The following is a 13,833-nucleotide window of genomic DNA, read 5'->3' on the forward strand; positions in this document are numbered from 1 at the left end:
CTTCGCATACATCCCCAACACCGCCGATTCGTAGCGGAGGAGGCGTACGGGGACTAGCGTCGAACCCACTGGACCGCCTTCCGTCCACACAGTTTGGAGAGCGCCATGAATCTTTCGAACGCCACGAAGGCCACGAAAGCCACCGTCGCATCGGGTCTCGTCGTCGTCGCACTCGGGACGGGAGTCGGCACCGCATACGCGGCACCCGCCGCCGCCCCCGGCGACGTTGCCGTCCCGCTGGCTGTGCCTGTCGTCGACAAGCAGACGGCGCAGGACAACCTTATTCGCGAGATCACGATCGGGTGGGAGACAGGCGGTCCCGCAGGCATGGCGATCGGCGCCGGTGTCGGCCTCGCGATCGGCTGCGTGTCGATCTTCCCGAACTTCGTCGCCGGCTGCATCGTGGGCACGGGGATCGGTGCCGCCGTCGGCGCCTACAACGGCATCACCGGCGCCAATCCGAACGTGCAGCCGGCGTTCTACGAGTGGCTCAACGCGACACCGTGATCGAGCGGACGTCCCCTACGAGTGGTCACCACTCGTAGGGGACGTCGTCGCTCACCCCGAGGTCGTCGCACAGGCGCCGGATCGCGCTGCAGTCCTGCACCAGTTGCTGTCGGTCGGCCTCGTGGGCGGCGTCGGCCACCATCGCCGCCCCGCCCCGCACGTTCTCCGCCTCCATCACAGTGGTCCACGTCGCGAAGTCGTTGGCACGGAACGCCTCGAGCCCGTCGGCCAGCCCGGCCAGCAGCATCCTGCGGTCGTCGCCGTCGAGGCGCTCGAACACGATCTTCAGCAGCTCCCCGGCGATCGACGAGTGGCAGTACTCGTCCCGCCGGTGCAGCACCACCGTCGCCCGGTTGACCGGTTGCACGTTGTCGTCGTCGGTCATCAGCCCCAGATAGGCGCTGATCGAGGTCTCCGCGACGGTGGTGAACGCCAGGCTCACCAGTGCCGACTCGCGGGGAGTGTCCGCCGCCGCGACGGCCGCGTGGTGCCGTCGGACGGTGGGACCGTAGGGCAGTCGGCTCTCGGTCAGGTTCCAGCCGCGCCGCCGCCGGGTCAGCGCGCTCGCGTTGAGGTGCATCAGCGTGTGGTACTGCTCGTCGACCATCGCCTGCAGCGTCGCGACGGTGAGGGTGTCGCCCAGTCCGGTGCCGAACGCGTCCTGCGACAGCAACCGGAACCCGGGATTGACGACGTACTGCTCGACGTCCATCACGTTCTTGTTGTAGGCGATCCACGCCCACGCGAGGATCCGGTTGCGGGTGGGCTCGTCCAGCCCGAGGAACCGGTGGTGGTCGTGGAACGGGATCAACGTCTCCGGGTAGTCCGCCTTGGCCGGGTCGAACAGTTCGTCCAGGTCCGGTTCGGGTCGCTTCACCGTCGCCCGACGCGGCCAACTACCGGCGAGGCTGTCGATGATCGCGCTCTCGATCGGGTCGGACGGATCGAACGGCGGCAGCGACGGCAGCCGCAGCAACTGCTCGTGCGCGGCGGCCTCCTCGCCGAACGGGTTGTCGGTCACCGCGTCCCCCCGTCCCCGTGCGGCGGTGCGTGCAGGCCCTCGAAGAGGTCGGCGCACAACCGGCGATAGTCACCCAGCCGATCCCCGAGAGGCTCGACGGCCTCCGCCATCAGGTCGCCGAAGACACGCTCGTCGCCGTGCGCGACCGCGTCGGACAACCGGGACAGCGAGGCCGCCAGCGCCGACCGGGCCCGGTCCGCGGCCGGGTTGCCCGCCTGGACGTCGTGGTAGACCTCGGGGACGCCGGACCCGACGCGCGCCAGCAACGCCAGCAACGTGGTGTGCGGCGGGGAAGCGAGTGCGGCCGACGCGCCCGGGTCGACGCCGAGCTCGGCCAACGCCAGGCCGAACGACAGGACGGTCGCGTGGGTCAGTGCCTGCGTCGCCGCTGCGATCCGGTCGTGCTCGTCGGCCCCGACCCGGACCACGCGAGCACCCCAGCCGACGACCGAGCCGAGGAACCGGTCCACCGCCGGCGCCGACTGGTGGATCACCGCGGCCACCGGCCGCCCCGGCATCCCCAGCGCCGGCGCGAACATCGGATTGATCCCCACCGCCGGTCGACCCGGCGCCCCGTCCTGCAGCGCGCCGTGGATCCCGGTCTTCACCGACAGCGTCTCGACCAGCAGCGCATCGGGTCTCAGGATCCGGTGCAGCGTGGGCACCGCTGCGATCGCGACGGATTCGGGCACCGCCAGCACCACCGTGTCGGCCTCGGCGAGGACCGCGCGCACCCCCGCGTCGGGTGCGACCGCATCCATCCCGTCGGCCTGGTCGACGACCGTGACGTCATCCCCATCGAGGCGCAGCAGTTCCACGAGCATCGAACCGACCGCACCCGCGCCGCCCACCACCGCGAGCCGGGCGGTCACCGGGTCCGCCCGCGCGGTCATCGGTCCCCGCCGCTGGTCCCGGCGTCTCCGGCGTCTCCGGGGTCCGAGGTCACCGACAGGCACCGCCGCATGGTCACGGCCTTGACCATCGTCTCCTCGAGTTCCTCCTCCGGATCGGACAACGCCACGATCGCGCCGCCCACACCGAACGTGACCCGGTCGTCCGTCGCGACCATCGTGCGGATGACGATCGAGAAATCGGCCGTCCCGTTGATCGAGAAGTACCCGATGGCACCGGAATAGACGCCGCGGGGGCCCTCCTCGAGCTTGTCGATGATCTCCATCGTGCGCAGTTTCGGGGCCCCGGTCATCGAGCCGCCCGGGAACGCGGCACGCACACAGTCCACCGTCGACACGTCGTCGCGGAGTGTCCCGCGGACCGTCGAGACCAATTGGTGGACAGGGGCATACGTCTCGACGTCGAACAGTTTCGGGACGTGCACCGATCCTGGAGTGCACACCCGCGACAGGTCGTTGCGGACCAGGTCGACGATCATCAGGTTCTCGGCACGATCCTTCTCGCTGTCGAGCAGGTCCTTACGCAGGGCCGCGTCGTACTCGGGCCGCGCGTGGCGGGGCCGGGTGCCCTTGATCGGCTTGGATTCGACGACCCGGTCCACCCCGATGCGCAGGAACCTCTCCGGCGACGCGCTGAGCACCGACACCCCCGTGAACTGGAGCAGCGCGCTGTACGGGGTGGGACTGATCTCGCGGAGCGTCTCGTAGCTCTGCAGCGGATCGATCACCCGGTCCACCGTCGCCGCGTTGGTCAGACACACCTCGTACGACTCACCGGACCGGATCTCGTCGAGACACTGGCCGACCAGCGCCAGGTACTCGTCTCGGTCGTGCCGCAATCGCGGCTGGGTGTCGGCCTCGAGTTTGACGAGCGGATGCGGGGGAGGCGCCTCGACGGCCTCGTCCAGTGCGCGGATCTCGGCCTCGGTGGCCGCGAACCACTCCGCCACTCGCGGATCGTCGGGGTCCTCGCTGAGGGCGAGCAGATAGCAGCGACCGCCGAGATGGTCGATCACCACCGCGCGGTCGGCGAAGACGAAGGCCGCGTCGGCCGTCGGCGACGTGTGCACCAACTGGCTGCCGGCGTCCGCCTTCAGCTCGTAGCCGAGGTACCCGACGTATCCGAGGCCGAACGCGAACGGCAGGTCCGGGACCGCCGGCACCGCTCGCTCCCGCAACTGCTCGTCGATGTAGTCGAAGAAGCGTTGGTGCACCGATTCGACGGGGCGACCGTTGCGGTGGACACAGACGGTCGTCTCGGCCACTCGATACGTGACGTACTCGGCGAGCGGACCGGAGCAGTCGCCCATGACCGAGAATTTCGACTCCGGCTCGATCGCGGCGCTGCCGTCCAGCCAGAAGCTGTTCGGTCCGTCCGCGAACAATCGGCCGTAGACGTCCTGCGGATCGACAGCGCGATCCACCCGCCGGGTGTGCACGACGTACCTGGGCTTCGCCTCCGACGGGCCCCCGGACCTTGCACCGGAGTCGGCGCGCGGCGGCGGGGACACGGACGCGGTCCGCGTCGACGACCTGCCCGAGTGCGTCGGTGTCAGATCACGGAAGTTGCCCATCAGTTCGCGCCCGTACTGCGTGCAGATCGACTCCGGATGGAACTGCACCCCCCACAGGGGATGTCGGCGGTGCTTCGCCGCCATGATCAGGCCTTCGTCCGTCCAGGCGTGCTGCTCGAGTTCCGGTGGCAGACTCTCCACGATGAGCGAGTGGTAGCGGACGGCCTGGAACGGCGACGGGATGCCGGCGAAGATCCCGGCACCGCTGTGCCGGATCGGCGACAGCCGACCGTGCATCGGGACCGGCGCCAGCCCGACGTTGCTCCCGAACAGGTGGCACAGGCCCTGGTGGCCCAGGCACACCCCGAGCACCGGAATCTCCCGATTCGCGATCGCCCGCGCGCTGACACCGAAGTCCCGCTTGCGGTCCGGGCGTCCCGGACCGGGGGAGATGACGATGTTGTCGAAGGTGCCGATGTCCACCGACGCCCAGTCCACATCGTTCTTCACCACACACGGCGGTTCGCCGTTCACCTCCGACAACAGGCTGTAGAGGTTGTAGGTGAACGAGTCGTAGTTGTCGATCAGGAGTGTGCGGGTCGACATGGCGCCATCAGCCCGTAGCACGATTCGTGTCGCCGTTGGACCCGATGACGACGTCCTCGACGCGACACGTCTCGCCGATCATCAATTCGTACAGGCTGCGGAGGAAATCGGGAGACAACCCGTTCGCGCGAGCGAATTCCTCGGCGCGTGACTGCACGAGGTTCACGCGACCGGGCTGCATCATCGGGATTCCCTGATGTCGCTTCACCTCCGCTATCCGGACACACACGTCGATGCGGGCTCGAATGTCCTCGAGTAGCCGATCGTCGATCGCGTCGAGTTCCGCCCTCAGACGAGCCAACCCCGGCTGCTCGGCCGAGATCGCGTCCACGGGGGGTTCTGAGGTGCAGGCCCTCGCGGGGCCGTTGGTGTCGTCCATGCGCCACCTCGCCTTACGTCTGCTGGACCGGCGCGGTAGTTCTTCGAGCCATCGCGTCAGCTGAATCCGCTAGCTGCGTGCGTTCCCTTCATGATGTCACGGGCGACTAGGCGAGGCGAATCCTTGCCACAATTCGGGTGGAGGTCCCGCGAGCGTCGCGATCAGTTCGGTGACAGTGCGGTCACGACCCGTGTCGATGTGTCCGGATTCGATTGCATCGCACGCAATCGTGCGGTATCCGGCCTCGAATACGCCGGTCGCGCAAAGTCGTTCACCGGATTCGAGGGATTCTTCGAAGGAGTCACATAAGCTGAGTCGCCGACCGGTCAAAGATCCGCGACCCGCGCACTTTCCGATATTCATCCAAATGCGTAATTCGGTGAAAACACACAATTCCACGGAGAAATCCGAGGACTTCGAGGGGGTATGTCGATGCTGTTCCTGGTGCGAGCGCCGCGGCCACGGTGGTCGCGGTTGCTGCCGGACACGAGTCGTGGCGGCGTGGGGAGAGCGCTCGTCACGGCCGCTGTGATCGTGTGCGCGACGGTCCTCGCGCCGTCAGCGGTCTCGGCGTCACCGATCTATCCGGTCGCCGATCCCGATCCGTTCTACAGCCAGCAGGACGCGGCGGCCGGCGCGGCACCCGGGGACGTCCTCGCGACCCGCCGTATGCCGCCGCTGCCGCAGTTCCCGAACACGTCGGTGTGGCAGCTCAAGTTCCGGTCCACGAACTCCGAGAACCACCCGATCGCCGCCGTCACCACGGTTCTCGTGCCCGACAACCGGCAGCAGAACGGCCCGCTGCTGTCGCTCCAGCACATCATCAACGCCCTCGGTGCCACGTGCGCCCCGTCGCGCGCGCTGTACACCAACGACCCGAACCTGATGATTCGCGAGTCCCCAGCCCTGAACGTCGCGCTCGCCCGCGGATGGACCGTGGCCCTGCCCGACCATCTGGGACCCACCAGCGCGTACGGCGCCGCGCGGCTGGGCGGACAGATCACCCTCGACGGCATCCGCGCGGTGCAGCGCGTCCCCGACCTGGGCCTGGCCGCGAGCCCCGTCGCGCTGGCGGGATACTCCGGCGGAGGCATGGCCACCTCGTTCGCGGCGGCCCTTGCCCCGTCCTACGCGCCCGAACTGAACATCGTGGGCGTGGCCTCCGGTGGTGCGCCGATGAACATCGGCAAGATGGCGCAGGCGCTGGGCACCGCGCCCCACCCCGCGTTCGGGCTGGCGCTCGCGGCCGCGATCGGACTCGAACGGGAGTATCCCGACCTGCTGCCCATCAGCGAGCAACTGAACGACAAAGGGATCGCCATGCGCAACGCGCTGGCCAACGCCTGCACCAACGACATCCTCGCCACCGGCGCGGGTCACAGTGCGGCAGAGATTTCCCGCACGACCGACCTGCTCGCCAGTCCGGCCGCGGAGGCGGTGCTCGACGACAACAGCATCGAACGGTATCCGGGCGTGCCGACGGCCCCGCTGTACGAATGGCACAGCCCCACCGATGCGCTGATCCCCGTGGATTCGATCGTCGCGACCGTGCAGCGCTACTGCCGGGCCGGCGCGACGGTGGAGTCGGAGTTGTTCCCGAGCCCCGACCATCTCACCACCGCGGTTCTCGGGGCGCCGCGCGCCCTGGACTACCTCGACGCCCGGTTCCGCGGGGAGCCTGCGCCCAGCAACTGCTGACTGCCCGTTTCCGTCGGGAAACACGGGGCGCGGTCGCGATCGAGGCCACCCGGCCGGGACAGACAGCGGCGCCGCCACGGAGTTCCGTGGCGGCGCCGAAGTGTTCGTGTGCGAGCGAGCGGGCTATGCGCCGCGCCGCTTAGCCTTGAGCAGGTCCAGACGCTCCTTGAGCAGCTCCTCGAGCTCCTCGACCGAGCGACGCTCCAGCAGCATGTCCCAGTGGGTACGCGGGGGCTTGACCTTCTTCGCCTCGGGGGCGGTGCCCTCCAGGAGGGTGCCCTCGAGACCGTTCTTGCACAGCCAGGTGCCGGGGATCTCGGCGTCGTCGGCGAACGGGACGTCGAACTCCTCGCCGTTGTCACACCGGTAGCGAGCCATGCGACGGGGCGCCAGGTCGTGGTCGCGGTCGGTCTCGTAGCTCACCGCTCCGAGCCGGCTACCTCGAAGTACGCGATCTGCCATGGGGGTGTCCTCTCCTCGTTCTTCCGCCGCGCCAGTTCGCCGTGGGCGGCGCACCGAGCGTTCACAACCCTCTACAACGTCCCGGAATCCCGGAACGTTCCCGAGACTCACGTGGATGCGGCCGCCCCATGTTACCGGGTACGTCGCCCTGTACGAGGGTCAGCCCGCAGTAAGGTGTGCGTCCATGGCTGCAGCTTCCCGGAGACCCGAATCGTGCGTGTGGTGCGGCCGCGAGGTGGCTCCCGCCGGGATCGGGCGCCGCCGCCGGTACTGCCGTCAATCGTGCCGCCAGCGTGCCTACGAGCAGCGCATCGCGGTCAAGGGCACATCCATCCCGGTCGACGCCCTGGTGCTCACCGCCGAGGAGTCCTCGGCCCTCTCCGATCGGATGTTCGAGCTGCGGTGCGCGGCGGAGGACGTCGCCACCGCCGTCGCCGAGGACGCCGACCATGCCGAACTCACCGAACTCGCCGACCGGTTGGTCGCGATGGCCCGGGCCGCGGAACGCTTCCGCTGACGAGCTCGGCCTCGACCGCGGCGGCCACCCGCGGGACCGCGCGCCACACCGGTGTCGACAGCCCCACTCCCGACCGGACGTCGGTGCCCTCGACGGTGAACGTCACCAACCGGCGCGGCGCCGTGCCCAATACCCGGGACAGTGCGAGTGCGGCGGCCACGTCCACCCGGTGCCCGCCGACCTCGCCCGCGCCGGCGAAGCCGTCGGTGGCGACTCGCCGCACCCGTCCAGGACGGGGCCGCGCACACTGCAGCAGGTCGACGACGATGGCGATGTCGGTGCCCGACCAGGCGGTGACCAGATCCACGGTATCTGCGGGGATACACACCGGGATCTCCGCAGCCAGGCGACCGCTCAGAGCCCGCACCACCGCCGGACCCACCCCGTCGTCGCGGCGGAATTCGTTGCCGATGCCGATCACCGTGGCCCTCACGACCGGGTCATCCGAAGGTCGAGGAAGTGGGTCGCACACGAGATGCACGGATCGTGATTGCGGATCGTCCGCTCGCACAGACCGGTCAGTGCGTCGTCGTCGAGGTCGAGGTGCTCACCGATCCGCGCGACGAGATCGGCCTCGATCGCATCCTGGTTCTGCGCCGTCGGCGGCACGATGACCGCGTCGTCGATCAGGGCGTCGTCGCCGATGCGGTAACGGTGGTAGAGCAGCCCACGCGGCGCCTCGCTGACGCCGTGGCCCACCCCGGGCCGAGCCTCCATCGCGACCGCGGGCTCGGGACGCTCGTACTCCTCGATCAGGCGCAGCGCCTCCTCGAGGGCGTACAGGACCTCGACCGCGCGAACAACGATGCTGCGGTAGGGGTTTCGACACTCGTCACCGAGCCCGGCCGCGGTCGCCGCCCGCCGGGCCAGGGGAGAGAGGTGGTCGGAGTTGAGGGTGAACCGCGCCAGAGGGCCGGTCAGATACCGCTCGCCGTCGAGCCGCGCGTGCAGGGCCGTCGAGGTCGGCACCTGCCGCTCGACGACGTGCCGATCGAACTCGGCGGCGGGGAACTGTGCCCCACCGCTGGTGCGCACCACACCGTCCTCGATTGCGTACCGGTGTTCGTCGTGGAGTGCCACCAGCACCGGATCCAGTTCGACGTCCGGGAAGTCGAAACCCGCGACCCACTCGACGGTCTCCGCGGCGGCGTCCAGGGCGGCCCGGAGGGTCCCGGTGAGGGTCGCCAGTTCCTCGACGGTCGGTGCGCGATAGAACCCGCCGACGCGCACGTTCACCGGGTGGATGGGTCGCCCGCCGATGGTCTCGAGGATCGCGTTCCCGGCCTTCTTGAGCGCCAGACCGCGCTCGACGGCCGCGCGGTCGATCCGGGCCAGTGCGATCGAATCCGGGACGCCCAGAAAGTCCGGTGCGTGCAGGAAGTAGATGTGCAGCGTGTGGCTGGCGATCCACTCACCGCAGTACAGCAGCCGGCGCAACGCGAGCAGCCGCGGTCCGGGGGTCACCCCGCACGCCTGCTCGAGCGCGTTGCAGGCACTGACCTGGTAGGCGACCGGGCAGATCCCGCAGATGCGGGACGTGATGTCCGGCGGCTCCTGGAAGTCCCGGCCCCGCAGGAACGCCTCGAAGAAGCGCGGCGGCTCGTAGATGTCCAGTCGCGCGTCCTCGACCGTATCGCCGCGGACCGTCACGTCGAGGCGGCCCTCGCCCTCGACCCGGGCCAGCGCCCGCACCGTCAGCCGGCGCACTGTCGCCGCGTCGCGGCCGGGCGGGTCGGGAGTCCCGGAACCGTCAGTGCCCATACCGGCGGCCCTCGTCGAAGTCGGGGTCCGCGACGTTGAACGTCGAGAACACGCGGCCGATGCCGGCATCGTCCATGCCGCACCGGCGCAGCCAGCCTGCCAGTGACGCGATGTTGGGGTTCGGAGTGGGACCGAAACAGCCGTAGCAGCCCCGGGCGTGCGCGGGACACAGGGCACCGCACCCGGCATGGGTGACCGGCCCCAGGCACGGGGTTCCGTCGGCGACCATGACACACGTCAGGCCGCGACGCTTGCACTCGGTGCACACGCTGGTGTTCGGGACGTTCGGGGTCCGGCCCGCCAGGAACGCGGTGATCACCTCGATCAGTTGTCGCCGGTCGATGGGACAACCGCGCAGCTCGAAGTCCACCCGCACATGGGCGGAGATCGGTGTCGACGTCGCGAGCGTGTCGATGTACTCCGGGCTCGCGTACACCGCGTCGGCGAACTCGACGACATCCGCGAAGTTCCGCAGCGCCTGCACTCCGCCGGCGGTCGCGCAGGCACCGATCGTGACCAGCCGCTTGGAGTTGTCCCGGATCGCGTGGATGCGGTCCACGTCCGTGGCGGTGGTGACCGAACCCTCCACGAGCGACAGGTCGTACGGACCCTCGACCACTGCGCTGGACATCTCGAGGAAGTGGGCGATCTGCAGTTGCGTGGCGACGCCGAGCAGTTCGTCCTCGCAGTCGAGCAACGAGAGTTGACAACCGTCGCAGGACGCGAACTTCCACACCGCGAGAGACGGCCGGGTTGCGGGTATCGGGGCACTCATCACAGCTCCCGGGTATGCATGAGCGGTGCGGCGGATGCGTAGTCGACGACGGGACCGTCGCGGCACAGCAACAGCTCGCCGAGTTGGCAGTGCCCACACACCCCGATGCCGCACTGCATGTTGCGTTCCAGCGAGACCTCGACGGCGTCCGGTGCGACGCCCTTACCCAGGAGGACCCGCACCGAGAACCGCATCATCGCCTCCGGTCCACACAGAATCGCCCGGGTTCGGGCGGGGTCGAGGTCGAGGCGTCCGAGAACTTCGGTGACGAACCCGATCGGCCCCGACCAGCCGGGAGCCGGCTGGTCGACCGTGACGAGGACGTCGATGCCCGCCGCTCGCCAGTCGTCGAGTTCGCCCCGATAGAGGATCTCCTCGGGGCTGCGGGCACCGACGACGACGGTGACCGCGCGGTATGCGGCCCGGTCGGCGCGGACCGCGAGCACGGGCGCCCGGACCGCGGCGAAACCGACCCCGCCGGCGATGATCAGCAGGTCCCGTCCGGTGGCCGCCGCGAGGTTCCAACCGGTGCCGAACGGTCCTCGCACCCCGATCATGCGTCCGACGTCCGCGTCGTGCAGAGCCGCGCTGACCGCGCCCACACGCCGGATCGTGTGCTCCGAGACCCCGTGTCGTGAGGTCGGATCGCCGCACGACGAGATCGGGATCTCGCCGACTCCCGGCGCACACAGCATCATGAACTGGCCCGGCCGGAAGCCCGGCAGCGGCGCGTGGACCGGGCCCAGTTCCAGTGTCACCGAGTCGTGCGTCTCCACCGTGCGCCGCAGCACCCGGTGCGCGGTCGGCACGACCGTCGCGGTCACGGCGAGCCACCGGGGTTCGCATAGAGATCCAACAGGCGCGCGCGGGTGGCCTGGAGTCGGTCGAGGAGGACGGCGGACAGCGCCTGCGACACCGCATAGCCGAACGCCGGATCGGCCTCGGCCGCGTCGCGCAGGGCCACGGCGTCGACCTCCCACGCCTCGGTGGTGTCGGCCGCGACGGCACCGAAGTCCCACACCCGCGGGGGCCGCAACCACGACCAGCCCAGCACGTCCCCGGCGGCGAGCGTCTCGATCACGACATCCCCCCGGCCGGGCACCGACGTGCTCAACGACACCCTTCCGCGCCGCAGCAGCCAGCATCGACGGGCCGGCTCGCCTTCCCGGAACACGAACTCGCCGGGCAGCCACAGCGCCGGCGTCGACAGCGCCTCGAGCCGGTCGCGTCCCGCCTCGTCCAGCCCCGGCAACAGCAGTCGCGACGCGGAGGCACCCGCACCGGTCGTCACGGCGACTGCCCGGCTCCGGGCAACGCACCGGTCAGCCGCGCCGCCTCCTCGGTGATGTCGATGCCGACGGGACACCAGTCGATGCACCGGCCGCAGCCGACGCACCCCGAGCTGCCGAACTGATCGAACCAGGTACCCAGTTTGTGCGTCATCCACTGGCGGTAGCGGCTCTCGCCGCTGGTGCGGACGTTGCCGCCGTGCAGGTGCGAGTAATCGAGTTCGAAGCACGACGACCAGTGCTGCCGGCGCTCGGTGTGGTCGCCGGTGAGTTCGCTGACGTCCTCGGTGGTGGTGCAGAAACACGTCGGGCACACCATGGTGCAGTTCCCGCAGGTCAGGCAACGGGCCGCGACCTCCTCCCACACCGGTTCGTCGCGCGCGGCGCGCAGCAGCGCCCGCAGATCGACGTCGGGCATCTCCCGGCCCATCGCGCCGGCCGCCGCCGTCACCGCGGCGCGGCAGTCCTCGGTCTCGGCGTCGGCCGCGGCGCGGTGCGGGATCCGGTCGAGCAACTGCTGCCCGGTCTCGGTGCCGACGTCGACGAGGAACCAGTGCCCGTCGTCGTCCACGTGCTCGGTCAGGGAGAGGTCGTAGTCGGCGGCGACGTCGGGACCGGTGCCCATCGAGGCACAGAAGCACACTCCGCCCGGCTCGGTGCAGTTGACTGCGATCACGATCAGATTCCTCAGCACGCGGGCGGAGTAACTGTCGGATTCCGCGGACAGGACCCGGTGCAGCGTCCGGATCGCGGCGAGGTCGCAGCCGCGGACACCGAGGAACACATATGCCGGCGGCGGGTCCACCGGCGCCGAGAATTCGCCGTCGTCGCACGACCACAGCACCCGGTGCGCGGGATGCAGGTACTGCTTGAACGACATCGGGCCCGACGAGTGCGCAAATACGGCCTGGTCGTCGCGGCGGCGCAACCGATACTCGCCGGGGGCTGTGAACACACCCCACCCGTCGGGCAGTTGTGTGCCCGACTCGAGCTCGGCGAGCACAATCGCGCTGTCGCGGACCGTCGGTCCCACGACTCGGCGACCGTCGCCGCGCAACACTCGGATCAGATCGTCGAGTGCGCGCCGATCGATGACTGCGTTCATGGCACCCCCTCTCGTCCATTGGGACAGCTCACTCGGCCGGAGTAAAGGGCCGTTCGGCCCTGGACCGCGTCGGCCGCGCCGATGACGATCGGACTCAGGAGGCGGGGGCGGCCATCGCCCGGGCCAGAGGGAGGCGGCCTGCGATGCCGGCGATCGTCACGCTGACCATGAATCCGGCGCTCGATATCTCGACGAGCGCCGGGGCCGTGGGGCCGACCGACAAGATTCGTTGCGCGGAGCCCCGCTACGACCCCGGTGGTGGAGGGATCAACGTCGCACGGATCGCGCGCGTGTTGGGGGAGTCCGTGGTCGCGGTGTTCCCGGTCGGCTCGGCGACCGGAACGGTCCTGGGTGCGCTGTTGGATCGCGAGGGTGTGTGGAACCGTCGGGTTCCCATCGACGGCGCCACCCGGGAGAGTCTCACTGTCGACGAACTGAGCACCGGGGACCAGTACCGGTTCGTGCTGCCGGGCCCGCACATGAGCCTGGCCGACCAGGAACGCTGCCTCGCCCTAGTCGCGGAGGTGGCCCGGGACGCCCAGCTCGTGGTGGCCAGCGGGAGCCTGCCCCCGGGCGCCCCACCGGACTTCTACGCGCGGGTCGTCGCAATGACACGCAATCTCGGCGCCCGCTGCATCGTGGACACGTCCGGCGAACCGCTACGCCACATCGACACCGGGGTGTACCTGCTGAAGCCGAGCATCCGCGAGCTCCGGGAACTGGCCGGTCGCGATCTGGTCGACGAACCCGACCAGGTCCGGGCCGCACGCGAACTCGTGACGGAGGGTCGATGCGAGGCGGTGGTGATCTCGCTGGGGGCGCGCGGCGCCATCGCGGTCACCGCCGAATCTGCCGAGCGATTCGCAGCGCTCCCGGTCCGTTTCCGCAGCGGGGTCGGCGCCGGAGACGCGATGGTTGCCGGCATCACCGTCGGTCTCGCCCGGAATTGGTGCCTGCACGACGCCGTCCGCCTCGGCATCGCGGCCGGCGCCGCGATGCTCACCACCGCGGGTACCCGTGTGTGCCGGCGCGAGGAGATCGAGAATCTGTACCGCCGCACCCGAGACGCCACTACCGTGGAAGTCGACAGCGCGGAGACGACCGAAAGGCAGGGGTCATGACCGGTCCCGAACACCATCCGCACGATCCGTCCGACCATCCCCACGTCCACGGCGACAATTGCGGTCATGAGAAGGTCCAGCACGGCGACCACGTCGACTACATCCACGACGGGCACCGGCACGCCGAACACGAGGGCCACTACGACGAGCACGGCGAGGTCGGCTGA

General features: G+C 69.7%; 16 protein-coding genes. 5 read left to right on the top strand and 11 right to left on the bottom strand.

Going from position 1 to position 13,833, the window contains the following annotated elements; translation table 11 throughout:
- Positions 1-105: 105 nt before the first annotated feature.
- Positions 106-507, top strand: coding sequence for a hypothetical protein (locus tag DEU38_RS15840; RefSeq protein ID WP_114722462.1), 402 nt, complete (start codon positions 106-108; stop codon positions 505-507).
- A 25-nt stretch (positions 508-532) separates the two neighbouring features.
- Here DEU38_RS15840 and DEU38_RS15845 read toward each other — a convergent pair whose 3' ends face one another.
- Genes DEU38_RS15845 through DEU38_RS15860 form a run of 4 tightly spaced genes read right to left on the bottom strand, consistent with a single transcriptional unit; the run spans position 533 to position 4,938 of the window.
- Positions 533-1,528: a diiron oxygenase gene (locus DEU38_RS15845; RefSeq protein ID WP_114722363.1), complete on the bottom strand. Its 996-nt coding sequence runs from the start codon at positions 1,526-1,528 to the stop codon at positions 533-535.
- The gene (locus DEU38_RS15850; RefSeq protein WP_114722364.1) at positions 1,525-2,421 is read right to left on the bottom strand and encodes a prephenate dehydrogenase/arogenate dehydrogenase family protein; all 897 of its coding nucleotides are present in this window, start codon (positions 2,419-2,421) and stop codon (positions 1,525-1,527) included. The genes DEU38_RS15845 and DEU38_RS15850 overlap by 4 nt, the downstream gene beginning before the upstream one ends.
- The gene (gene pabB, locus DEU38_RS15855) at positions 2,418-4,559 is read right to left on the bottom strand and encodes an aminodeoxychorismate synthase component I (RefSeq protein WP_114722365.1); all 2,142 of its coding nucleotides are present in this window, start codon (positions 4,557-4,559) and stop codon (positions 2,418-2,420) included. The genes DEU38_RS15850 and pabB overlap by 4 nt, the downstream gene beginning before the upstream one ends.
- 7 nt (positions 4,560-4,566) lie before the next feature.
- Positions 4,567-4,938, bottom strand: a complete 372-nt coding sequence (locus tag DEU38_RS15860) for a chorismate mutase family protein (protein WP_114722366.1) — start codon at positions 4,936-4,938, stop codon at positions 4,567-4,569.
- Between the two features lie 426 nt (positions 4,939-5,364).
- Here DEU38_RS15860 and DEU38_RS15865 point away from each other — a divergent pair, with 426 nt between their 5' ends.
- Complete coding sequence (locus DEU38_RS15865; protein ID WP_258557943.1) at positions 5,365-6,636, top strand: lipase family protein; 1,272 nt, start codon at positions 5,365-5,367, stop codon at positions 6,634-6,636.
- A 123-nt stretch (positions 6,637-6,759) separates the two neighbouring features.
- Here DEU38_RS15865 and DEU38_RS15870 read toward each other — a convergent pair whose 3' ends face one another.
- Entirely contained in the window at positions 6,760-7,098 is a 339-nt protein-coding gene (locus tag DEU38_RS15870) for an RNA polymerase-binding protein RbpA (RefSeq protein WP_114722367.1), read from the bottom strand.
- 184 nt (positions 7,099-7,282) lie between these two features.
- On the opposite strand from DEU38_RS15870, the gene DEU38_RS15875 reads away from it, so the two are divergent.
- On the top strand, positions 7,283-7,615 hold the full coding sequence (locus tag DEU38_RS15875) for a hypothetical protein (protein WP_114722368.1): 333 nt from the start codon (positions 7,283-7,285) through the stop codon (positions 7,613-7,615).
- Here DEU38_RS15875 and DEU38_RS15880 read toward each other — a convergent pair.
- Genes DEU38_RS15880 through DEU38_RS15905 form a run of 6 tightly spaced genes read right to left on the bottom strand, consistent with a single transcriptional unit; the run spans position 7,557 to position 12,545 of the window.
- Complete coding sequence (locus DEU38_RS15880) at positions 7,557-8,048, bottom strand: hydrogenase maturation protease (protein WP_181818809.1); 492 nt, start codon at positions 8,046-8,048, stop codon at positions 7,557-7,559. The genes DEU38_RS15875 and DEU38_RS15880 overlap by 59 nt on opposite strands.
- The gene (locus DEU38_RS15885) at positions 8,045-9,376 is read right to left on the bottom strand and encodes a Ni/Fe hydrogenase subunit alpha (protein ID WP_114722370.1); all 1,332 of its coding nucleotides are present in this window, start codon (positions 9,374-9,376) and stop codon (positions 8,045-8,047) included. The genes DEU38_RS15880 and DEU38_RS15885 overlap by 4 nt, the downstream gene beginning before the upstream one ends.
- Complete coding sequence (locus DEU38_RS15890) at positions 9,366-10,151, bottom strand: oxidoreductase (protein WP_114722371.1); 786 nt, start codon at positions 10,149-10,151, stop codon at positions 9,366-9,368. Before DEU38_RS15890 ends, DEU38_RS15885 begins: the two co-directional genes overlap by 11 nt.
- Positions 10,151-10,975, bottom strand: coding sequence for an FAD/NAD(P)-binding protein (locus DEU38_RS15895; protein WP_114722372.1), 825 nt, complete (start codon positions 10,973-10,975; stop codon positions 10,151-10,153). Before DEU38_RS15895 ends, DEU38_RS15890 begins: the two co-directional genes overlap by 1 nt.
- Positions 10,972-11,442, bottom strand: a complete 471-nt coding sequence (locus DEU38_RS15900) for a Crp/Fnr family transcriptional regulator (protein WP_258557944.1) — start codon at positions 11,440-11,442, stop codon at positions 10,972-10,974. Before DEU38_RS15900 ends, DEU38_RS15895 begins: the two co-directional genes overlap by 4 nt.
- Entirely contained in the window at positions 11,439-12,545 is a 1,107-nt protein-coding gene (locus tag DEU38_RS15905; protein ID WP_114722373.1) for a 4Fe-4S dicluster domain-containing protein, read from the bottom strand. Before DEU38_RS15905 ends, DEU38_RS15900 begins: the two co-directional genes overlap by 4 nt.
- A gap of 143 nt (positions 12,546-12,688) precedes the next feature.
- Here DEU38_RS15905 and DEU38_RS15910 point away from each other — a divergent pair, with 143 nt between their 5' ends.
- Together DEU38_RS15910 and DEU38_RS29820 are read left to right on the top strand one after the other, a co-directional pair.
- Positions 12,689-13,666 (top strand): 1-phosphofructokinase family hexose kinase, encoded by a 978-nt coding sequence (locus DEU38_RS15910; RefSeq protein ID WP_114722374.1) that lies wholly within the window; start codon positions 12,689-12,691, stop codon positions 13,664-13,666.
- The gene (locus DEU38_RS29820; protein ID WP_397484721.1) at positions 13,567-13,833 is read left to right on the top strand and encodes a hypothetical protein; all 267 of its coding nucleotides are present in this window, start codon (positions 13,567-13,569) and stop codon (positions 13,831-13,833) included. The genes DEU38_RS15910 and DEU38_RS29820 overlap by 100 nt, the downstream gene beginning before the upstream one ends.

Origin of the sequence: Rhodococcus sp. AG1013, from assembly GCF_003350365.1 — a bacterium.
GTDB lineage: Bacteria > Actinomycetota > Actinomycetes > Mycobacteriales > Mycobacteriaceae > Prescottella.

Excerpts from the sequence above, each read along its gene's own strand:
- DEU38_RS15840 (WP_114722462.1), top strand. The coding sequence starts at position 106 with ATGAATCTTTCGAACGCCACGAAGGCCACGAAAGCCACCGTCGCATCG.
- DEU38_RS15850 (WP_114722364.1), bottom strand. The coding sequence starts at position 2,421 with ATGACCGCGCGGGCGGACCCGGTGACCGCCCGGCTCGCGGTGGTGGGC.
- pabB (WP_114722365.1), bottom strand. The coding sequence starts at position 4,559 with ATGTCGACCCGCACACTCCTGATCGACAACTACGACTCGTTCACCTAC.
- DEU38_RS15860 (WP_114722366.1), bottom strand. The coding sequence starts at position 4,938 with ATGGACGACACCAACGGCCCCGCGAGGGCCTGCACCTCAGAACCCCCC.
- DEU38_RS15865 (WP_258557943.1), top strand. The coding sequence starts at position 5,365 with ATGTCGATGCTGTTCCTGGTGCGAGCGCCGCGGCCACGGTGGTCGCGG.
- DEU38_RS15870 (WP_114722367.1), bottom strand. The coding sequence starts at position 7,098 with ATGGCAGATCGCGTACTTCGAGGTAGCCGGCTCGGAGCGGTGAGCTAC.
- DEU38_RS15875 (WP_114722368.1), top strand. The coding sequence starts at position 7,283 with ATGGCTGCAGCTTCCCGGAGACCCGAATCGTGCGTGTGGTGCGGCCGC.
- DEU38_RS15885 (WP_114722370.1), bottom strand. The coding sequence starts at position 9,376 with ATGGGCACTGACGGTTCCGGGACTCCCGACCCGCCCGGCCGCGACGCG.
- DEU38_RS15890 (WP_114722371.1), bottom strand. The coding sequence starts at position 10,151 with ATGAGTGCCCCGATACCCGCAACCCGGCCGTCTCTCGCGGTGTGGAAG.
- DEU38_RS15905 (WP_114722373.1), bottom strand. The coding sequence starts at position 12,545 with ATGAACGCAGTCATCGATCGGCGCGCACTCGACGATCTGATCCGAGTG.
- DEU38_RS15910 (WP_114722374.1), top strand. The coding sequence starts at position 12,689 with ATGCCGGCGATCGTCACGCTGACCATGAATCCGGCGCTCGATATCTCG.